This is a genomic window from Gordonia aichiensis NBRC 108223, from assembly GCF_000332975.1.
GTDB classification, from domain to species: Bacteria; Actinomycetota; Actinomycetes; order Mycobacteriales; family Mycobacteriaceae; genus Gordonia; species Gordonia aichiensis.
Map to the genome: position 1 here is coordinate 78759 of NZ_BANR01000023.1, position 19918 is coordinate 98676.

19 protein-coding genes and 1 pseudogene are annotated in these 19918 nt (G+C 64.7%); 6 read left to right on the plus strand and 14 right to left on the minus strand.

What is annotated here, in order from left to right:
* Window positions 1-19: 19 nt before the first annotated feature.
* Together GOACH_RS18345 and GOACH_RS18350 are read right to left on the minus strand one after the other, a co-directional pair.
* Entirely contained in the window at window positions 20-868 is an 849-nt protein-coding gene (locus GOACH_RS18345; RefSeq protein WP_005178032.1) for an ABC transporter permease, read from the minus strand.
* Window positions 865-1965 carry an ATP-binding cassette domain-containing protein gene (locus tag GOACH_RS18350; protein ID WP_005178034.1) on the minus strand — a complete coding sequence of 367 codons (1101 nt, stop codon included), beginning with the start codon at window positions 1963-1965 and terminating at the stop codon, window positions 865-867. Before GOACH_RS18350 ends, GOACH_RS18345 begins: the two co-directional genes overlap by 4 nt.
* A gap of 191 nt (window positions 1966-2156) precedes the next feature.
* Between GOACH_RS18350 and GOACH_RS18355 the strand changes: the two genes are divergently transcribed.
* Genes GOACH_RS18355 through GOACH_RS18370 form a run of 4 tightly spaced genes read left to right on the plus strand, consistent with a single transcriptional unit; the run spans window position 2157 to window position 5253 of the window.
* Window positions 2157-2558 (plus strand): TOBE domain-containing protein, encoded by a 402-nt coding sequence (locus GOACH_RS18355; protein ID WP_005178036.1) that lies wholly within the window; start codon window positions 2157-2159, stop codon window positions 2556-2558.
* 32 nt (window positions 2559-2590) lie between these two features.
* On the plus strand, window positions 2591-3358 hold the full coding sequence (gene modA, locus GOACH_RS18360) for a molybdate ABC transporter substrate-binding protein (RefSeq protein ID WP_005178039.1): 768 nt from the start codon (window positions 2591-2593) through the stop codon (window positions 3356-3358).
* A 15-nt stretch (window positions 3359-3373) separates the two neighbouring features.
* Window positions 3374-4156: an ABC transporter permease gene (locus tag GOACH_RS18365; RefSeq protein WP_005178041.1), complete on the plus strand. Its 783-nt coding sequence runs from the start codon at window positions 3374-3376 to the stop codon at window positions 4154-4156.
* Window positions 4153-5253, plus strand: coding sequence for a sulfate/molybdate ABC transporter ATP-binding protein (locus GOACH_RS18370; RefSeq protein ID WP_005178043.1), 1101 nt, complete (start codon window positions 4153-4155; stop codon window positions 5251-5253). Before GOACH_RS18365 ends, GOACH_RS18370 begins: the two co-directional genes overlap by 4 nt.
* Here GOACH_RS18370 and GOACH_RS18375 read toward each other — a convergent pair.
* On the minus strand, window positions 5217-6209 hold the full coding sequence (locus tag GOACH_RS18375) for an adenylate/guanylate cyclase domain-containing protein (RefSeq protein WP_005178045.1): 993 nt from the start codon (window positions 6207-6209) through the stop codon (window positions 5217-5219). The genes GOACH_RS18370 and GOACH_RS18375 overlap by 37 nt on opposite strands.
* Before the next feature lie 58 nt (window positions 6210-6267).
* On the minus strand, window positions 6268-7440 hold the full coding sequence (locus tag GOACH_RS18380) for a TetR/AcrR family transcriptional regulator (RefSeq protein ID WP_005178048.1): 1173 nt from the start codon (window positions 7438-7440) through the stop codon (window positions 6268-6270).
* A 128-nt stretch (window positions 7441-7568) separates the two neighbouring features.
* On the opposite strand from GOACH_RS18380, the gene GOACH_RS18385 reads away from it, so the two are divergent.
* Together GOACH_RS18385 and GOACH_RS18390 are read left to right on the plus strand one after the other, a co-directional pair.
* Window positions 7569-8780: an acetyl-CoA C-acetyltransferase gene (locus GOACH_RS18385; RefSeq protein ID WP_005178050.1), complete on the plus strand. Its 1212-nt coding sequence runs from the start codon at window positions 7569-7571 to the stop codon at window positions 8778-8780.
* Between the two features lie 31 nt (window positions 8781-8811).
* Window positions 8812-10983 (plus strand): 3-hydroxyacyl-CoA dehydrogenase NAD-binding domain-containing protein, encoded by a 2172-nt coding sequence (locus GOACH_RS18390; protein WP_040519092.1) that lies wholly within the window; start codon window positions 8812-8814, stop codon window positions 10981-10983.
* Between the two features lie 115 nt (window positions 10984-11098).
* On the opposite strand, the gene GOACH_RS18395 is transcribed toward GOACH_RS18390, so the two are convergent.
* The 10 genes and pseudogenes from GOACH_RS18395 to GOACH_RS18440 form a co-directional block, all read right to left on the minus strand.
* Window positions 11099-11554: a DUF8820 family protein gene (locus GOACH_RS18395; protein ID WP_005178054.1), complete on the minus strand. Its 456-nt coding sequence runs from the start codon at window positions 11552-11554 to the stop codon at window positions 11099-11101.
* 62 nt (window positions 11555-11616) lie between these two features.
* Window positions 11617-12630 (minus strand): DUF6745 domain-containing protein, encoded by a 1014-nt coding sequence (locus tag GOACH_RS18400; protein ID WP_083859103.1) that lies wholly within the window; start codon window positions 12628-12630, stop codon window positions 11617-11619.
* A 132-nt stretch (window positions 12631-12762) separates the two neighbouring features.
* Window positions 12763-13512 carry a slipin family protein gene (locus GOACH_RS18405; protein WP_005178058.1) on the minus strand — a complete coding sequence of 250 codons (750 nt, stop codon included), beginning with the start codon at window positions 13510-13512 and terminating at the stop codon, window positions 12763-12765.
* 372 nt (window positions 13513-13884) lie between these two features.
* Window positions 13885-14742 carry an alpha/beta fold hydrolase gene (locus tag GOACH_RS18415; RefSeq protein WP_005178060.1) on the minus strand — a complete coding sequence of 286 codons (858 nt, stop codon included), beginning with the start codon at window positions 14740-14742 and terminating at the stop codon, window positions 13885-13887.
* Between the two features lie 46 nt (window positions 14743-14788).
* Window positions 14789-15562 carry a cyclase family protein gene (locus tag GOACH_RS18420; protein ID WP_005178061.1) on the minus strand — a complete coding sequence of 258 codons (774 nt, stop codon included), beginning with the start codon at window positions 15560-15562 and terminating at the stop codon, window positions 14789-14791.
* Window positions 15563-15598: 36 nt separating this feature from the next.
* Window positions 15599-17197 (minus strand): ATP-dependent acyl-CoA ligase, encoded by a 1599-nt coding sequence (locus tag GOACH_RS18425; protein ID WP_245551948.1) that lies wholly within the window; start codon window positions 17195-17197, stop codon window positions 15599-15601.
* Entirely contained in the window at window positions 17194-17370 is a 177-nt protein-coding gene (locus GOACH_RS24330; protein WP_245551949.1) for a hypothetical protein, read from the minus strand. The genes GOACH_RS18425 and GOACH_RS24330 overlap by 4 nt, the downstream gene beginning before the upstream one ends.
* Window positions 17371-17436: 66 nt before the next feature.
* Window positions 17437-17508: pseudogene (locus tag GOACH_RS24650) on the minus strand (zinc ribbon domain-containing protein); the annotation flags it as partial.
* A gap of 1 nt (window position 17509) precedes the next feature.
* Window positions 17510-18643 (minus strand): thiolase family protein, encoded by a 1134-nt coding sequence (locus tag GOACH_RS18435; protein WP_005178068.1) that lies wholly within the window; start codon window positions 18641-18643, stop codon window positions 17510-17512.
* Window positions 18640-19918 (minus strand): MFS transporter (locus GOACH_RS18440; RefSeq protein WP_005178071.1); only part of this gene is annotated, 1279 nt, incomplete at its 5' end. The genes GOACH_RS18440 and GOACH_RS18435, both read right to left, overlap by 4 nt.

Below are 19918 nucleotides of genomic sequence, written 5' to 3' on the forward strand. Positions count from 1 at the left end.
TTGCGTGCAGCCTCGGGCGTCAGTCGGTGGTGCGGCGCGTGTAGTTGCGTAGCGCGAACGGCATGAACACCAACGTGAGGGCGACGGCCCAGAGGAGCGTCGACAACTCGGGGTAGCGCAGTGGGAGTGCGGCGTCGGCACCCGCTGCGGGTCCGTTGCCCCACAGCACCCGCATCGCCTGGATGAGTGACGAGATGGGATTCCACTCGGCGATGGCGCGCAGCCACGGCTGCATGGCCGTGGTCGGCACAAAAGCGTTGGAGACGAAGGTCAGCGGGAACAGGACCGAGAACATGAATCCGTTGACCGCCTCGACCGAGCGCAGCCACGAACCGATCATCACGCCGAACCAGATCATCGCGAAGCCGAACACCAGCACCAGTAGGAAGCCGAGGACGCCCTCCCACACCGAGGTGGTGATCCGCCAACCGATGATCACGCCGGTCAACGCCATCACGACGATGCCGATCGATGAGTGCAGCAGACTGGCGATGCTCCGTCCGATGAGCACCGATGACCGGCGGATGGGCAGCGACCGGAACCGGTCGATGATGCCTTTCTCGATGTCGGCGGTGATGCCGGTGGCGACGATGAACGCCGTGAACACGATCGTCTGCCCCATGATGCCGGGCAGCAGGTACTGCTTGTAGTTGATGCTCGGGTTGCCCGCGCTGATCGCAGGACCGAAGACGTAGGCGAACAGCACGACGAACATGATCGGCTGGATGGTCACATCGGAGAGCATCTCCGGCATGCGCCGCGTGTGGATCATGTTGCGTTTCACCATGATCCACGCCTGTTGCCAGACGTTGGTCGGGTGGACGGGCGGGCGTTCGACGGTGGGGGATCTCAGCGATGCGGTGCTCATCGGTTGTCTCCGCTCGGCGCGTGGGTGCTGGGAATGTCTGTGCTCGGGGGGTCAGTGCCGGGGTTCTCGGTGGTCGCAGGCTCGGGATCGGGGTCCTCGGCTGTGGCTTCGGCGCGGTGGCCGGTCAGCGACAGGAAGACGTCGTCGAGGCTCGGGCGGGCGAGGCCGATGTCGTCGACGGTGATGCCCGACTCGTCGAACCAGCCCGCGATGCGTGTGAGGTCGGTGAGGCCCGACGCCGACGATCGGAGTGTCCTGGCGGTGTCGTCGACGAACACCTCGCCTCCGTTGCGCCGTAGCAGGTCCTGTGCGGCAGGCAACGACGCGGCGTCGGACACGGTGATCACCACGCTCGCCGCGCCCGCGCGCTCTTTGAGCTGCAGAGGCGTGCCCTCGGCGATGACGCGACCCTTGTCGATGACGACGATGTTGTCGGCGAGTTGGTCGGCCTCCTCGAGGTACTGCGTGGTCAGCACGAGAGTTGTGCCGCCGGCGACCAGGCGTCTCAGCACCTCCCACAACTCGGCTCGGCTGCGGGGGTCGAGGCCGGTCGTCGGCTCGTCGAGAAAGAGGACCGGCGGCGCCGCCAGCAGGCTGACGGCGAGATCGAGTCGGCGGCGCATGCCCCCGGAGTAGGCGCGGACCTGTTTGTCGGCGGCGTCGGTGAGCGAGAACTGGTCGAGCAACTCGTCGGTGCGTGCCGACAATGCCTTGCGCGTGATGCCGTACAGACCGCCCACCATGCGGAGATTCTCACGGCCGGTGAGGATCTCGTCGACCGTCGCGGCCTGCCCGGTCAGTCCCATGTTGCGTCGCACCATCTCGGGATCGGTGCGGACGTCGAATCCGGCGATACGGGCGGTGCCGCTCGTGGGCAGTGAGAGTGTGGTCATCATGCGCACGATGGTGGTCTTGCCCGCACCGTTGGGACCGAGCAAACCGAGGACCGTCCCGGTGGGCACGCTGAAGCTGACGTCGTCGACGGCGGTGAATTCGTCGAAGCGTTTGACGAGATGGGTGGCCTCGACGGCGGTGTCGGGGACGGCGTGAGGTTCGGGGATCGGGCCTGCAGTGGTCGGTGGCGCTGGCTGGCTCATGATGCACCACGGTATCGGGCGACCCGGACATGGGCGAGGGAGTTTTCGCGGCGGTGAGGTCTGTTCGGCATACGGTGTGGACTTCCGCGGGTCCCGCAAGTCATCGGTGATGGCGGATACGGGCCCGGCAGTCTCCGCAAAAACGGGGATCAGGAGCGTACTTCTCCGCTCATGCGGCTAGAATCTGCCAGGTGACGGCGATCAAGGTGCGCGATGCCGCGACCCTGCTCGGGGTCAGCGACGACACCATCCGGCGATGGGTGGCCTCGGGCGAACTAGCCCCGGGTGCCGATGGTCCTGTAGCGACGGTCGACGGAGTCGGGCTCGCATCGCTCGCGCGCCGACGCTCGCGTATCCCCGACGACGGCATCGGAGTGCTGCGGTCGGCGCGCAACAGGTTCACCGGGCTGGTGACCGAGGTCGTCCTCGACACCGTGATGGCGCAGGTGACCCTGCAGTGCGGGCCGTTCGAGGTCACGTCACTGATGAGTGCCGAAGCGGCTCGGGAGCTCGCGCTCGAACCAGGTGTCGTCGCGACCGCGGTGGTCAAGGCGACGACGGTGATCGTCGAACGTCCGGATCCGAACAAGTGACCCGCAAGCGCGGGAGAATAGTGAGAACTGCTGTGCCACTTCGTCGTCTACTGGCCGCATGTGCGGCGTTGCTCGCGGTGCTCGCGGTGGTCGCAGGGTGCTCGTCCGACAGCGATTCCGGTAGCAGTAAAACCACGTTGAACGTCTACGCCGCCGCGTCGCTGAAGGGCACGTTCACCGAACTCGCCAAGGCCTTTGAGCAAGCGCACTCCGACGTCGAGATCAAGCTCAACTTCGCCGGCTCGTCCGCGCTGGTCACTCAGATCAACCAGGGCGCCGACGCCGATGTGATCGCGACCGCTGACGAGCGCACGATGCAGAAGCTGGGTGACAAGGCTGTCGATCCCTCGATCTTCGCCACCAACACGTTGGTGATCGCTACCGCAGCCGGAAACCCCAAGCAGATCACGGGATTCGCCAGCCTGAAGGACGCGGGCGTCACGACCGTCGTCTGCGCACCGGAGGTGCCGTGCGGGGCTGCAACGGAGACGGTCGAGAAGGACACCGGTGTCGAGCTGAACCCGGTGAGCCAGGAGACGTCGGTGACCGCGGTACTGACCAAGGTGACCTCGGGTGAGGCCGACGCCGGACTGGTCTACGTGACCGACGCGAAGTCAGCGGGCGACAAGGTCACCACCGTCGACGACCCGGCCTTCGCTAAGGTGGTCAACAAGTATCCGATAGCAACGGTCAAGGGCACCAAGCATTCCGAGCAGGCTGCGCAGTTCAAGGACATGGTGACCGGCCAGACCGGACAGGAGATCCTCTCGGCCGCAGGCTTCAAGCCCGCCAGTTCTTGAGGCCACGGCCTGTCGATGCGTCGCGTTCCGCTGTGGGTGCACATTCCCGCGATCCTCGGTGTGTGCTTCATCCTGATCGGTCCGGTCGCGATCATCGTCAGGATGCCGTGGAGCGAGTTCGCCGAGTCCGTCACCGCGAGCGACTCGGTCGACGCGCTACGGCTCGGCGTCCTCACCGCGCTGGTCAGTACCGTTGTCTGTCTGGTCCTCGGCGTACCCATCGCGTTCGTCTTCGCCCGCTATGACAGCCTGTGGATCAGGGTGCTTCGAGCCCTCGTACTACTACCCCTGGTACTGCCGCCGGTGGTGGGCGGAATCGCTCTTCTCTATGCGCTCGGGCGGTACGGACTCGTCGGGCAATACCTGGACAGGGCGGGAATCCGGTTGGCGTTCACGACGACCGGGGTGGTGCTTGCACAGACCTTCGTGGCCATGCCATTTCTCGTTCTCAGCGTCGAGGGTGCACTGCGTTCCGCGGGAGCCGAGTACGAGCAGGTGGCCGCAACGCTCGGCGCGAGCCCCAGCAGGACACTCTGGAAAGTCACGCTGCCGCTGGTCTTTCCGGCTCTGACCGCAGGTGCGGTGCTGGCCTTTGCCAGAGCTCTCGGAGAGTTCGGTGCCACCATTACGTTCGCAGGCAATCTGCCGGGGACCACTCAGACCGCGCCGTTGAAGATCTACCTCGACTCGATCAACGATCCGCAGGCGGCGCTGCCCTTGTCGCTGGTCTTGATGGTCGTCGCCCTGGTGGTCGTGATCGCCGTCCACCTCCGTCGTCATCCGGCGGTGAGTGCGTGAGCGGGCCGGACACACGCGGACTGCGCGCGTCGATCCGAAGTGCGACACCGTTTCTCGAGATCGACCTCGACGTCCCGGCAGGCACGACCTGCGCGATACTCGGCCCCAACGGTTCGGGTAAGAGCACCACCCTTGCCGCACTCGCCGGGCTGCAGCGCACCGAGGGGTCGACGATCGGCTACGCCGGCCGCAGCCTACAGAATGCGACAACGTTCGTGCCGCCGCACCGTCGCTCGGTGGTGCTGCTCGCACAGCAGCCCCGACTGTTCCCTCATCTGAGTGTCGCGCGCAACGTGGCATTCGGGCCGGAGTCCGCGGGTCTGCCGCGGCGCGAGGTCGCGGAACGTACCGAGCGGTGGCTTGCCGCAGTCGGGGTCACCGAGTTCGGCGACCGGATGCCCAAGCAATTGTCGGGCGGGCAGGCGCAGCGTGTCGCGATTGCACGCGCTCTGGCGGCCGAACCGGACGTGCTTCTGCTCGACGAGCCGTTCGCCGCGCTCGATGTGGATGTGGCACAACAGATGCGCACGTTGATGCGCTCGCTCATCAGCGAACGCTCTGGCTGTACCGTCCTGGTGACACACGACCTCGTCGACGCCGTCGCACTCGCCGACGATGTTGCGGTCATCGAGCACGGGAGGGTCGTCGGGCGTGGTCCGACGCGAGAGGTGTTGCGGCGTCCCGGCACGGCGTTCGCTGCTGCGCTCGCGGGACTCAACATGTTCGTGGGGTCATTCGAGCCGCCTGCCACCGTCATCGGAGTCGACGGCGGCAGGGTGACCGGTGTGTCGGCCGACGTGAGACGTCCGGATGCCGCAGCGGTGGCGACGTTCTCTCCGCGCGCCGTCGCTCTGTATCTCGATGCGCCACAAGGCAGCCCGCGTACGGTACTGGGCGGGATGGTCGCGGAGGTGATGCCGCAGGGGGACCACGCGATCGTGCGCTGCGACGTTTCCGGGCAGGTGATCTCGGCCGAGGTGACGTGGCGCGCCGTCGAAGATCTCGCACTGCACGCAGGCCGTGATGTCCACCTGGTGATCAAGGCGAACGAGGTACGCGTCTACGAGGCCACGCCCTCGCTCGACGCGCCGGACTGAGACCCGGACGGGCGCTCAGGCTCCGACTCGGGTTTGTAGTACTTGTTGGCCTCCAACGTCTTTGCGCGCAGTCGACGGTAGCCGCGCACCGACAGCGGGGAGATCGACCGCAGGTAGAAGCGCTCGTCGTCGGTGAGGTCATCGGCCACGGGTTCGCTGACGAGCGTCGTACCCGGTCGCGCCGAACCACACAGGCGCGCAGCGATGTTGACCGGCTCGCCGAAGACGTCGCCTAGCCGGGCGAGGACCGCTCCGCGCGCGAGTCCGACGCGCAGGGGCGGGACGGGGTCGTCGTCGCTGAGCTCGTGGATGGCGATCGCTGCACGGGCCGCTGCGATCGACGAGGAGAACGTGAACATCACTCCGTCGCCGAGGGTCTTGACGACGTGGCCGCCGTGCTCGGCCACGACGTCGAAGGTGCGGTCCTCGAAGGTCTCGAGAAGAATTTCGAGTTCGTCGAGCGGGGTTCGTCGCGAGAGGCTCGTGTATCCGACGATGTCGGCGAATCCGACGACGAGCTCCATTCGTTCGTCGGACTCCCTTGTCTCGTCACGGGTCATGGCCATGTCGAGGTGCCTGCGCCAGATCAACTGTTGGATGACGCCCAACGCGTTGGCCATCTGTTCGCGGGTCCACGGCACGTCGGGGTTGCGTTCGAGTTCGGTCAACTGGTCGGCCTGCCACTCCGCCAGGCGTGACATCGTCTGTCCGATCGCACGCGCGGTGGCGACCTGGGCCGTCTCCGGCATGGTGTGCTCGGAGTCGGCGAACAGCCCGAGGGCTTTGACCTCGTCCTCGGTGAAGATCTTGTCCGGCGTCGACTGCCGCGCGAATCCGAATGCGTTCCAGACTTTTTCGGCATACGCGGGAGAGAGATGGAGGGCTTCCACCAGTTCGTCGCGGGTGTAGCGCGGGTCGGGATCGCTGAGTCCCGAACGCTCTTGATCAGTCACCATCCACCCCGATACGCAGTGTGCTCGCTGTACATGAGTTCACGGTAGCCGCTGAAGGCACTCAGAGCCCTAGAACGCCCTTCATGAGATAGGCCATCTCGGCCGCGAAATCAGGCCGCGTCGTACCGCGGCGCATACGCACGGCGTCGTTGACGATCGACAGCGCGGCGTGCACCGCGACGGCCCGCTGATCTGGCCGGACGTCGGGCTGGAGCCGGCCGAGGAGGTCGATCCAGCGTCGAACGTAGCGGCGCTGGATGTCGAGCAACTCGGCGGCGGGTTCCTGCCCGGCGAACACGGCCGAACTGTTGAAGGCCACCGACAGATCGGGGGTCGACGTGATGACCGTGACGTACGAGTCGACGAGGAGTTCCAGGAGTTTGGCGGGGTCGGCAGTCGTCGACTGTGCCGCCATGACCCCGGTTTCGAGTCGCATGGCGCTGCGTTGCCCGATGCCCAGGAGAATCGCCAACTTCGACGAGAAGTGTTTGTAGACACTGGGGCCTGTGATGCCGACGGCAGCACCGATGTCGTCGACTCCGACGTCGGCGTATCCGCGATCGGCGAACAGCGTCGCCGCGGCGTCGAGGATCTCGTCGCGACGCGACGACGAGAATCCCGCGACGGTGGGTTCTGCGGGCAGGTCGGGGGCCTTACTCGGACGGAGGTCGAGCAGCCGCTCGGTGAGCACGACGAGTTCGGCGCGCGCACGGGCCGCCGACATCCGCGAATTGTGCACAGCGAGGCTCCCGGCGATGCTCAGCGCAGCCCACCCCAGCGAGCGGGCCTCGCGTTCGGGCAGGCCGGGACGCTCGGCGGCAATCGCGGTGGCCCAGCGCGCGAGGACCTGTCTGGTGCGCGCGACCATCTGCTTGTTCTGGTCTTCGGAGAGATAGTTGCTCGTCCACCGCCACAGCGACACCGACTCGGGGTGGTGCACGCCGAGATCGCACAATGCGTCGATCAACTCGCCCAGTGGGCGTTGACCGTCGGCGAGTGTGCGGTCCGTGCAGGCCTCCAGATCGTCGACACCGGCGAGCACCGCAGCCGCCAACAACGCCTGCTTGTCGTCGAAGTGGCGATACACCGACGGTGCGGTCACGCCTGCGGCACGGGCGATGTCGGCCACCGACACATGCGAGTAGCCGCGATCCAAGAACAGTGTCGCGGCATGGTCGACCAGCTGGTGTTTGCGGTCGGCCGGCCGGGTGCGGCGTGGCTTCTGGGTAGACATTGTTAATCGACCTTAGCTCAGCTGGGGTGGCTTGCGCGACCAATTGACCACCCGCTATAGCCAAATAAGTGATGCCGCGTTAGCCTCGAGGGGTAACCATCGCTGGTTCATGTGAAAGGAACATCTTCGTGCCTGATCAAGCATTCATCTACGAGGCGATCCGTACGCCGCGTGGCAAGCAGCGCGGCGGATCGCTGCACAGCATCAAGCCGGTCGATCTCGCGTCGGGCCTCATCGACGAGGTCCTCGCCCGTCACGGCAGCCTCGACCCGGCCGACATCAACGACGTGATCCTCGGCGTCGTCTCGCCCGTCGGCGAGCAGGGTGCCGTCATCTCGCGTACCGCGGCTCTCAACAGCGGTCTGCCCGAGACGGTCCCCGGCACGCAGATCGACCGCTTCTGCGCGTCGGGCCTCGAGGCCACCAACCTCGCTGCTGCCAAGGTTGCGTCCGGCTTCGACGACCTGGTACTCGCCGGTGGTGTCGAGTCGATGTCGCGCGTCCCGATGGGCAGCGACGGCGGCGCGCTGTTCATGGACCCGACCACCGCGTACGACCATTACATCGTGCCGCAGGGTATCGGTGCCGACCTGATCGCCACCATGGAGGGTTTCAGCCGCGAAGACGTCGACGCCTTCGCGGCCGAGTCGCAGGCGCGTGCCGAGAATGCATGGAACGGCGGGTATTTCGCCAAGTCCGTGGTTCCGGTTCGCGACATCAACGGCGTCATCGTGCTCGATCACGACGAGCATCGTCGTCCCGGTTCGACCGTCGAGTCGCTCGGCAAGCTCAAGCCCGCGTTCGCTGCGCTGGCCGAGATGGCGGGCTTCGACGATGTCGCGCTGCAGAAGTACCACAGCGTGGAGAAGATCAACCACGTCCACACCGGTGGTAACAGCTCGGGCATCGTCGACGGTGCGGCGCTGGTGCTCGTCGGAAGCGAAGAGGCAGGCAAGCGCAACGGTCTGACCCCGCGCGGCCGCGTCGTCTCCTTCGCCGAGGTCGGCTCCGAGCCCACCATCATGCTCACCGGCCCCACCCCGGCCACCGAGCTGGCGCTGAAGAAGGCCGGATTGACCGTCGAGGACATCGACGTCTTCGAGCTCAACGAGGCGTTCGCGTCGGTCGTCATGAAGTGGATGAAGGATCTGAACATCCCGCACGAGAAGGTCAACCGCAACGGCGGCGCCATCGCGATGGGTCACCCGCTGGGTGCGACCGGCGCGATGATCTTCGGCACCTGCCTCGACGAACTCGAGCGCACCGGCGGCCGCTACGGCCTGATCACCCTGTGTATCGGTGGCGGCATGGGCGTCGCGACCGTCATCGAGCGTCTCTGATCCCGCACTACCAAAGGAATTTGCAAAAGCAATGAGTGACAACATGATTGCCTGGGAGAAGGACGCCGACGGAGTTGTCGTCCTCACCATGGACGACAAGGCGCAGGGCGCCAACACGATGAACGACACGTTCATCGAGTCGATTGCGGCGACCGTCGATCGTCTCGAGGCCGAGAAGGACGACATCACCGGTGTCGTCATCACCTCGGCGAAGAAGACCTTCTTCGCCGGCGGCGACCTCAAGGACATGACCGCCGAGCGCACGCAGTCGAAGGAAGAGATCGCCGCTGCGATCACCGAGCGCACCAACGGCATGAAGACCGTTCTGCGCCGTCTCGAGAAGCTTGGCAAGCCGGTCGTCGCAGCCATCAATGGCGCTGCTCTCGGCGGTGGCCTCGAGCTGGCACTGCACACCCACTACCGCGTGATCGCCGACGTGAAGGGCGCCGTCGTCGGTCTGCCCGAGGTGACCCTCGGCCTGCTGCCCGGCGGTGGTGGCGTCGTGCGTACGGTGCGCCTGCTCGGTTTCCAGAACGCACTGATGAACGTGCTCCTGCAGGGACCGCGGTTCAACCCGACCAAGGCCAAGGAAACGGGACTCGTCGACGAGGTTGTCGGCTCTGTCGACGAACTGCTGCCCGCCGCGAAGGCGTGGATCAAGGAGAACCCCGAGGCGCAGCAGCCGTGGGACGTCAAGGGCTACAAGATGCCCGGTGGTTCGGTCACCAACCCGTCGATCGCGGCCAACCTGCCTGCGTTCCCCGCTTTGCTGCGTAAGCAGATCAAGGGTGCGAACATGCCTGCGCCGCGCGCCATCCTGGCCGCAGCCATCGAGGGCGCCTACGTCGACGTCGACACCGCCGATCTCATCGAGACCCGCTACTTCGTCTCGCTCGTGACCGGCCAGGTCGCGCAGAACATGATCAAGGCGTTCTTCTTCGACCTGCAGACCATCAACAACGGTGGATCGCGCCCCGAGGGCTACCCGAAGTGGACGGCCAAGAAGGTCGGCGTCATCGGTGCCGGGATGATGGGCGCCGCAATCGCTTACGTCTCGGCGAAGGCGGGCATCGAGGTCGTCCTCAAGGACATCGATCTCGACGCCGCCAAGCGCGGCAAGGGCTACTCGGAGAAGCTCGAGGAGAAGGCTCTCTCGCGTGGCAAGACCACCAAGGAGAAGAGCGACGCACTGCTCGGTCGTATCCACCCGACCGTTGACCCCGAGGACTTCAAGGGCGTCGACCTCGTCATCGAGGCCGCTTTCGAGTCGGTTGAGGTGAAGCACAAGGTGTTCCAGGAGATCGAGGACATCGTCGAACCCGACGCCGTGCTCGGTTCGAACACCTCGACGCTGCCGATCACGATCCTCGCCGAGGGTGTCAAGCGGTCCGAGGACTTCATCGGCATCCACTTCTTCTCGCCTGTCGACAAGATGCCGCTGGTCGAGATCATCCGTGGCGAGAAGACCTCGGATGCGGTGCTGGCCAAGGTGATCGACTACACGCTGCAGATCCGCAAGACCCCGATCGTCGTGCACGACAGCCGCGGGTTCTTCACCAGCCGCGTCATCGGTACCTTCATCAACGAGGCGCTTGCCGCCGTCGGCGAGGGCGTCGAGCCGGCGTTCATCGAGCACGCCGGTACGCAGGCGGGCTATCCCGCTGCGCCGCTGCAGCTCTCGGATGAGCTGACGCTCACCCTCATGCAGAAGATCCGCAAGGAGACCGAGGCCGGCGCCAAGGCCGAGGGCAAGGAGTACCCGGAGCACGGCTCGTATGCGGTCGTCGACTGGATGATCGAGCAGGGTCGGACGTCGAAGAAGGACGGCAAGGGCTTCTACGAGTACGACGAGAACGGCAAGCGTACTCGGCTCTGGCCGGGACTGCGCGACCACTTCAAGTCGGGCAGCACCGAGATCCCGTTCGAGGACATGCAGGAGCGTATGCTCTTCGCCGAGGCCCTCGAGACCGTGAAGTGCTTCGACGAGGGAGTCCTCGACTCGGTCGCCGACGCCAACATCGGCTCGATCTTCGGCATCGGCTTCCCCGCGTGGACCGGTGGCGTGATCCAGTACATCAACCAGTACGAGGGTGGCCTGCAGGGCTTCGTCGACCGCTCGCGCGAGCTGGCCAAGAAGTACGGCTCGCACTTCGAGCCGCCCGCCTCGCTGGTCGAGAAGGCCGCGAAGGGCGAGAAGTACTGAGGTAGACACCATGATCTGATTCGTCCAGTACGCATCTGATCTCTACGAGGCCCCGGCCGGACGTGTTCCGGTCGGGGCCTCGTCGTGTGTAGGGCGGGCATCGGATGGGGGCGGCTCAGTCGGCGACCAGATGCACGCGGCCGAACAGGGTGTTGCTCTGTTCGCGTTGTCGTCGAATCACGTAGCGGCCGGGCGCAATTCCCGTGGCGCCGTGCTCGGGGTGGATAAGGTAGGCGACGACGCTGGTGTCGACGGCTCCCAGCGTGAGTTGCTCGCGAAACACTGCCACTGACCAGGTGCAGAAGCCCTGCTCGACGTCGGCGACGAGGGAGTGCGGATTGCCACCCGCCGCGCTGCGAAGGAGCTCGATGCCGCGGGGTCCGACCTGCGTGGGGTGGGCGAACTGTCGCGGCGAGATGGTGTCTGCAACCATGCCGTACGGGATGACCAAGAGGTCTCCCTGGGCCTGCGGACCTGCGATGACCGGAATGGAGATCTCCTGGTCGAGATGATCGAGGACTTCGAGGCCGCTCAGTGCGGTCAGATCGGCGAGTGTGTTGATCGAGTTCATGTGCGTATCACCTTGGGTCGTGGTTGGTTGACGGTCGTTTGTGAGGGGGTGCGGACGAGGCGTCATGTCCTGCGTTGGACGTGTGCGTACTGTGCGCCCTCGAGCCCGTAGGTCCAGGCGGCGGCGTCGAGCGCAGTGTGTAACCATCCCGGCACCTGGAGCCCATATCGGCGTCGGGTTCCGTCTCGCTCGCGAGACCCGTTGACCGCCAACAAGAGTTTCGCGTTGGTTCGCCACCCGGCAGGAGTCGAGTAGAGCCGGAGGCTGTGCCCGGGGTTTCCGGGATCCGGGCCTTGGTCGACGAGGTGTACGCCCGCGGTCAGCAGGAAATGCTCCCAGCCCAGCCGCTCGATCGCTGTTCTGCGTACCTCGACGTTGCGTTCGGACGCTATCCGCTCAGGAGTCGGATCGACGAAGGCCCACTCGGGGATCAGTGTGCCGTGGATGGCGTACACGACTGTGCCGTCTGCGAATTCGAGTGCCGGGCGATCGTCGTGGTGCAACCTGCATTGATCATGCGTACCGCTCGGTGTCGGTTCGGTGTGCACCACAGTCGGGCGTTCACTCATCACGCAGACGTCGTCGAACGGCCACCACCAGCCGGTCGACGTAGCCAGGGTGTGCTGCAGGGAGTAGAGGGTTGCGTCGAGCGGCGTGGGTCTGACGACTCCGGAGGCATACGCCCAGTCTGCGAGCGCCAGTCGGTGGGCCTCGTGTTGCCCGTACCACGCGACGACACCGGGCAGCGGCGGTAGGAGCGTGCGGATCGCCGCCGCCACAATGGTGTTAGTACTTCCATTGGTCAGGGTTGTGCGCTCTGCGAGTCCATCGGCGTCGATCAGGCGGGTGGCTGCGAGTGGGGATGAGACCCAGACGAAGCGCGGACGTCTGCGCCCACACGTGGAATAGATCTGTGCCACAGCGGATTCGGCACGCGCCAGAGCGGGAGTTTCGCAGCGTAGTGCCCTAGCCAGCCAGTTCCGGCGAAGAGCCGTGAGATCGCCGGAGGCGAGTGATGACGAGGGGGGAGGGTCGACACGATCGAGGGCCGTCGGTTCGACGTGGGTGGCGCTCACGCGCGAGTGGCGGAATCCGCCTTTCCGGTAGTCATGGGAAGCATGGATGGCATGCGGGCCGACGTCGCGCAACCCCTGCCGAGGTCGACCACGTCCGCTGGTGCAGCGGATGTGGCCGACTTCGGTTGCCGGTCAGTCGGTCTGGGATCGGACATTCTCGGACTCGGCGTCGCCGAGTGCCAACACGACCTTGGTGCCGTACGGAGCATCCTGCACCAGACGCAGTCGCGCCAGTGCGGGGTGGGCGTCGAGTACCCGGCCCGCGTTGGCCAACGAACGCAGCGCCGCGGTCTCCGCGCGCGCGGTCTCCGCGCGCGCGGTCTCCAGCTTGGCCAGACCGCGTGCCTTCGCTGTCACCAACTCAGTCGCAGCAGAACGGATCTCAGCAGGCAGGATCACGTCCTTGATCACCACGTCGCGCACGTCGATGCCGACCGACTGCCCGGCATTCGCAGTCGCTGCCTTGATCGGCTCGGTCCCGACCGTGTCGGCTCGGGTGATCACCTCGTCGACGCTCACAGTCGCGCAGACCTCACGCAACGCGACCTGCGCGGCGACGTAGACCGCCGTCCACGGCTCGCTGGTGCGCTCGGTGAACGCGACCGCGTCGACAACCGCGGCACGGATGGCCATCGTGACGCGGAGCGAGACCGAATCGGACGTCAGGATCTCCTGCGGCGCAACGGTCAGCACGCGCTCACGCATGTCGACGAAGGTGTAGACGGCACGCCTGCGTGCGCGGTACTCGCCGGGTGACAGCTCGCGGGAGAGCGAGCCGTCGCAGTACTCGAGTCCCCTGTGCCCGATGGGCACGGTGATCGTGGGGAACCACCGTTTGACGGGCTTGGTGTAAGCCAGGCGGAGTTCGGTGGAATAAGACATGGTGCGAGCCTCCCTTCGATTGTCGCGCACGTCGTGTTGTTGGTATCCGGTTGTGCTGCAGCGCCGTTCGTCAAGTGGCAGGCCGGCACCGCCCGCGGGAGATCGTGCCGGTGGGGCCGTCCCGTCGACCGGGCGGAGCCGGAAGACGAGACGACCGCAGGACCGGCGTCGACCTTGTTCCCGGGGGCGGTGCGAGATGAGGAGTCGAACCTCGGCTGGTTGAGCCTTACCATTGCAGTGAACTGAGCTCGAGAGCGAACGCGCAGAACGTGATCGCCGGTACCCCGGGATCGGCTGCTCTCTCGTGCGAGAGACAACGATGCCAGTACGGGAGTCCGTGGCGCAAAGGGTTTTACGCCACGGTGTGATCGGTCAGCGTGCGAGGAACGAGCCAACGACCGACTCGAAGGCCTCCTTGGCCTCGATCATCACCCAGTGCCCGCATCGGGGAAAGACGTGCAGCTCGGCGTCGGGGATCAGGCGCATCGGGGCCAGCGCCATGTCCGGCGGGCTGACGCGGTCGTCCCGGCCCCAGGTGAGCAGGGTGGGGCAGGTGATCTTGTGCATCATCGACCAGTAGGGCGGGATGTCGGAGGTGGCGAGGAATTGCTGCTGCATCTCGAACGACGCCGAGCCGTACATCGCGCGGCCGGTGGCGAGTGCGTCGGAGTTCATCGCTGCTTCCCAGCGTTCGTCGATGAGCTGGTCGGTGACGAGTGCCTTGTCGAAGACCATCGCGCGCAGCCAGCGGATGAGCTTGTCGCGATCGGGGTCGTCGGCGAACTCCTGCAGCAGCCGCAGCCCTTCGCTGGGGCTCGGACTGAACAGGTTGGGACCGACGCCCCCGATGGTGACGAGCTTCTCGACCCGGTCGGGTGTGCGGATCGCGAGGTTGACGCCGACGACACCGCCCATCGAGTTGCCGATCATCGGGGCCCTCTCGATGCCGAGCCCGTCCATGAACGCGAGCACCGACTTGCCCGCGGTGAGTACCGGCATGCCTTCCCACGGATCGCTGACGCCGAAGCCGGGAAACTCGAGCACGAAGCAGTGGTGGGTCTGCGCAAAGACTTCGAGGTTGCCGCGATAGTTGCGCCAGCCGGTGACACCGGGACCCGAGCCGTGCAACAGGATCAGCGGCGGGGCGGAAGGATCGCCCGCCTCGTGGTAGCGCAGGACTCCCTTGTCGGTGTTCAGTTCGCGTTTGCTCGAGTCGTAGGTGACATCCACCCGATCAGGGTAGAACGTGTTCTAGTTTGTTGTCACGGGATTGTGGTCACCGTTCCACTAGAGCGAGGACACGGGCCGGGCTGCCCGAGCCGCCGACGATGGGCAGTGCACATACGACGAGCACGGCACCGGTGGCCGGGAGCCTAACTAGATTCCTCAGCTGAGTCAGACCGAATTTGCCGGCGCCGAGGAAAAAGTGATGACACGGAAAAGCAGGGTCGAACTCACCGGCCGCACCCGCGTCAGTGCCGACAGTCTCGACCCCGAATCCGAACAGTGGGGTTTCCTCTGCCAACCACCGGGCGCATTCGGGGGATACTCCCGGTGTGTGCGATCCCGTGTCGTCAACGTTGAGGAAACGAGTAGCGTCTGCCGACCTTTCATCCCATCCGGTGCGGAGCAACAGCCAACCGTTCTTAGGGAGGGGCCCGTTTTCAGCTTGCCAGGTCTCGACGTCAACGCGTTCGAGTAGGTAGTCAGGGTCTGCCGCGGCTCGGTCGGAGACGTCGATCACGGCTGCTGGCGCCACCAGGCGATTGAGTGGAGCGGATGTGATGTCGCCCTTGTCTTTTCCAGTGAGCCAGTGGTTGGGCGCATCGAGGTGCGTGCCCACGTGTTCACCGGTGTGAATATTGTTCCAGTACCAGTTGGGACCAGCGTCGTCGTAGGCGCTGATCCGCTCCAGGGAGAACGGGATCGTGTTGGCGAATGGCTCGGGCAGGTGCAGGATCGGCGTTGACGATTGTAGCGGGGCTGTCAGATCGAGTATCTCGATCCGCTTGGCGGCGACAGATGCCAGAAGGTCGGAAAGTTGGGTCACGGTGCGTCTCTTTTCGGTTGGATTGGATTCACGTGGTCATCGGGTCGCAAGAGGTGATTGCTCGCGGTCCCATGTGCTTTCGGTCAATCCACGCTCACGGAGCGCAGCCTTGCGGATCTTGCCGTTAGAGGTCGTCGGCATAGTCGTGACGAAGTCGACGTAACGCGGTACAGCGAACCGGGCGAGGTGTTGCGTGCAGTGGAGGATCACTTTCTCCGGCGTCAATTCCTTTTCCGCAACGATGGCGATCATCACCTCGTCCTCGGCCATGTCGGACGGAACAGGGAAAGCCGCCACCAACTCAACTTCAGGAAGCAGTCCAACGACCTGTTCAACCTCGAAGGAGGATATGTTCTCTCCGCGTCGACGGATCACGTCCTTTACGCGATCGACGAAACGAAACCACCCGTCCTGGTCGCGGATGACACGATCGCCTGTGTGGAACCAGAGGTTGCGCCACGATTCCGCTGTTGCTTGTGGTCGACCGTGGTACCCGTCGGCGAAGGCGAACGGCACTCGGGATCGAAGGATCAGCTCGCCGGGCACTCCGTCCGGGACCGGTTGATCGTCGGTATCGACGACGAGCGCTTCGAAATCGGGCTGTATCTGACCGAGGTAGCCAGGCCGGGGTTTAGCCGGTGCTGCCGCAATGACGGAGTTGGTCTCCGTCGAACCGAATCCGTCTGTGAGGAGAACGCCGAATCGGTCGCGGAACGGTTCGGCTAATGCGGCTGGGGTAGCGGGCGACAATGCGATACGAAGTCGATGGTCACGGTCCAACGGTGACCGCTCGCGGGACCACAGTATGGACACCATCGCACCGAGGAGATACGTGACGGTGGCTTCGGCTTCGCGGGCTTGGTCCCAAAATCTGCTCGCCGAGAAGCGGCGTCCAACGACGATCGTCGCTCCGGCGACGAGGGCTTGAATACACGCGTTCAGCGCGTTGGTGTGGAACAGCGGAAGCGTCGTGAACAGCACGTCGTTCTCAGTTATTCCGAGTTGTTCCCCGGTGCTGACGCCCCACCAGTAGAACTGGGCGTGTGGGCAACGGACGCCCTTAGAGGGACCGGTGGTCCCCGAGGTGTACAGCAGTGCAGCGATGTCGCCAGGGCGTACGGGGTGAGCAGTGGAGAGTTCGTCGGGCAGATCCGGAAGCGCGTCCGGAGATCCGGGTACACCGCCGACGACCCAGATCTTCTCCAGGGAGCGAGGCTTCCGGATCATGTCCAGCCGTTCGAGTAGGTCGGCCTCGACAATCAGTGCTCGAGCTCCGGAGTCGGTTAACGCATGTTCGAGATGCTGTGTTTGCAGCGCGGCGTTGAGCGGCACAGCGACCGCTCCCATCCACGCGCATCCCAGTACGGTCTGCAAGAGTTCGAGCCGGTTCTCTGATAGCGTCGCGACGCGATCACCCGGTCTGATTCCTTGGCGGGATAGCATGGCTGCGGTCCGCGCCGCGAGATCCCGCGCACCGACAAACGAAAGCGTCTGACCATCGATGCGTAGCAGCGTTTTTGAAGAGAACTGGGCCGCCTGGCGATCCAGCAGTGCCGGGATCGTGCATTCGTGGATAGGTAAGTTGCGCAGGGGTGCGGTGCCAATCGCGGACAGGGCAGTGACTACTTCGGTCACGATTCCTCCGTGAAGATCGGGGTGGGCACGAAGGCGAGATTGTGCCCGTCGGGTGTGTGGTCGGTGGAAATCTCCAAGATGTCTTCGGCCTCGGTGCCATCTGGCACAGCGGCGAGAACTACTGGGCCTCGATCGGTGCGGAGGGACGCAAGCCTGACGGATGGATCGGTCATCTGAGTCGTTACTTCTTCAACGATGCCCATGGCCGAACCGACAGTATGAGTCGCGATCCCGTGACAGCGCGGGCACAACACGGCGGGGGGAAACCGCACATGGCCGCAGTCTGAACAGCATTGCATGGGTAAGGGCATCTCAAATCCTCTCCAGGACAGCCATATTGGCGCAGGACCCGTATCGATAGGTGACCATGCCGTAGCCGGTACTCATGGCGATACGTGCCCCTGGGACCTGTCGGTCGCCAGCGCGTCCCTGGAGCTGGGTCACGGTCTCGACAAGCCCGTGCATACCGCCAGCGGCACCCGCTTGTCCGCACGACAATTGGCCGCCGGAGGTGTTGATCGGACGACGGTCTTCGTCAATACGTGCAAGTGCTGCCGGGAAGTCGTCGGCAAGGAGACCGCAGTCTGCGAGTTGTATCGCGACCATCACAGGGTAGTCGTCGTAAACGCTGATGACGTCGACATCTCCTGGTGACACCGCTGCGTTGTCCCAGACCTGCGGCGCAACCGTTGCCAGTCCAGTGCGAAGTCCGTCGCCTTCGTGACGGTCGGTGTTGACCGTCGCTCCCAACGCGCGAACTCGGACAGCAGGGCCTTCGTGTGGACGGGAAGTGATGATCAGTACGTCGGCTCCCGCTACGGGAGGCACGCAGTCGAATCGCCGCAGCGGATTGGAGACGACGGGCGCGGCACGGTAGTCGTCAAAAGTCATCGGCGACCGGTACACAGCGCCCGGATTCAGTGCTGCCCAGCGGCGCTGGGCCACCGCGATATGTCCGTAATCGTCAGACTGCAAACCTGTTTCGCGCATATGCCGGGTTGTCAGCATTGCGAATGCGCTGTTCGGTCCGGCGGCACCCAGCGGCGTTACGAGGTCCCGGGTAGCAGCGTTGTACGAGTCGACAAGTCGACGGTGAGCATCTCCGGTCATGATGTCCCCGGCAACCAAGACGATCGTTTCCGCATCACCGGCGTCAACAGCGCGAATAGCGTGTTGGAGCAGGTTGACGCCACTGGCGCCGCCGTTGGTGTCCTCCATGATCCAACGGAGGCTCAGGCCGCAGTTGCGTGCGAGATCGACTGCGTGATCGGGTCCAAGGGTGAAGCTGGCCACCCCTAGTCCGTCGACACTGTCGAAGTCGATTCCTGCGTCGAGTAACGCCGATCGGATCGCCGTCGCGAGTAGGCCGACAGTCTGGAGGCCGTTGGCAGGGTGCCTGGTGTAGCGGTGCTCGTACGCGCCGACTATGCGTGCGGCCCTGCTCATCGTGTGGAGCCGATCGAGTCGTCGACCATCACAGTCGACGATGGAGAATCATCGCTGGTGGTCTGCAACCTGGCTGCGGCGGTCTCGGGCGCCGCAAGCATCGCGATGCTGCTGATCAGCCCCAGCGCGATCAGGTATAGAGCGATCGGCCAGTAGGTCCCTGACCAGGCGAGTAGTGCGGTTGCGACAAGAGGCGCGATGCCGCCGGCGAGAATTGCAGCAACCTCGTGGCCGATGGAAAGCCCGCTGTAGCGAACGTTGCCTGTGAAGAGCTCGCTAAAGAAGCTCGGTTGGGTACCGATCATGGCGCTGTGGCATACCCCCACAGCGACGATCACAGCCAGCCAGATCAGGGCCGGTTCCCGGGTGTTCATCAAGAGGAAGAAGGGGACCGCCCAGAGGACCATTCCGACCGCGCCGATCAGATAGACCGGCCGCCGACCGATCCGATCTGAGAGCGCGCCGAAACCGATCATCGTAAACGCCTCGACCACGTTTGCTGCGATGATCGCGAGCAGTAGTGTCGATCCGGCGATGCCAATGTGTGCGCCATAGGCGAGAGAGAAGACCAGAAAGATGTACGACCCGCCGTTCTCTGCCATCCGAGCGCCGATGGTGAGCAGAATCGAACGGTGTTGAGTCTTGAGAGCGTGTAGTGCTGGGTACCGCTTGACGTCGCCTGTGGATCTGACCTCGGAGAAGTCGGCCGTTTCGGTCACGGACATTCGGACGAAGAGGCCTACGGACATGAGCGCCAGCCCGAGCACGAACGGAATCCTCCAGCCCCACATGAGAAACTGCTCCTCTGGGAGCAGGCTAACGAGGGCGAAAACGGATGCGGACAGGACGAATACGATGGTGATGCCTACCTGGCTGAAGGACGCAAAGAACCCGCGTCGACGTGGTTCGGCGTTCTCACTGATTAGCAGGACTGCGCCGCCCCACTCGCCGCCGACCGCGGCGCCTTGCACGATCCGGAGTATGACCAGTGCGATTGGTGCCCACACGCCTATCGAATCGTAGGTGGGCAACAGTCCGATGAGAGCAGTGCACAAACCCATCATCATCAGGGTGATGACCAGCATCGCCTTGCGTCCGAGGCGATCTCCGAAATGGCCAAACACCACTCCGCCGAGGGGACGCGCGATGAATCCGATTGCGAATGTGCCGAAGGCTGCGAGAGTGCTGGTGAGTGAGTCGTGTCCGGGGAAGAACAGCGGACCGAATACCAACGCTGCGGCCGTTCCATAGAGAAAGAAGTCGTACCACTCCAAA

Coding starts and splice junctions, on each gene's coding strand:
- GOACH_RS18365 (WP_005178041.1), top strand. CDS start 3,374: ATGCGTCGCGTTCCGCTGTGGGTGCACATTCCCGCGATCCTCGGTGTG.
- GOACH_RS18375 (WP_005178045.1), bottom strand. CDS start 6,209: ATGGTGACTGATCAAGAGCGTTCGGGACTCAGCGATCCCGACCCGCGC.
- GOACH_RS18405 (WP_005178058.1), bottom strand. CDS start 13,512: ATGTCTTATTCCACCGAACTCCGCCTGGCTTACACCAAGCCCGTCAAA.
- GOACH_RS18345 (WP_005178032.1), bottom strand. CDS start 868: ATGAGCACCGCATCGCTGAGATCCCCCACCGTCGAACGCCCGCCCGTC.
- GOACH_RS18390 (WP_040519092.1), top strand. CDS start 8,812: ATGAGTGACAACATGATTGCCTGGGAGAAGGACGCCGACGGAGTTGTC.
- GOACH_RS18350 (WP_005178034.1), bottom strand. CDS start 1,965: ATGAGCCAGCCAGCGCCACCGACCACTGCAGGCCCGATCCCCGAACCT.
- GOACH_RS24330 (WP_245551949.1), bottom strand. CDS start 17,370: ATGACCGATCCATCCGTCAGGCTTGCGTCCCTCCGCACCGATCGAGGC.
- GOACH_RS18435 (WP_005178068.1), bottom strand. CDS start 18,643: ATGAGCAGGGCCGCACGCATAGTCGGCGCGTACGAGCACCGCTACACC.
- GOACH_RS18395 (WP_005178054.1), bottom strand. CDS start 11,554: ATGAACTCGATCAACACACTCGCCGATCTGACCGCACTGAGCGGCCTC.
- GOACH_RS18380 (WP_005178048.1), bottom strand. CDS start 7,440: ATGTCTACCCAGAAGCCACGCCGCACCCGGCCGGCCGACCGCAAACAC.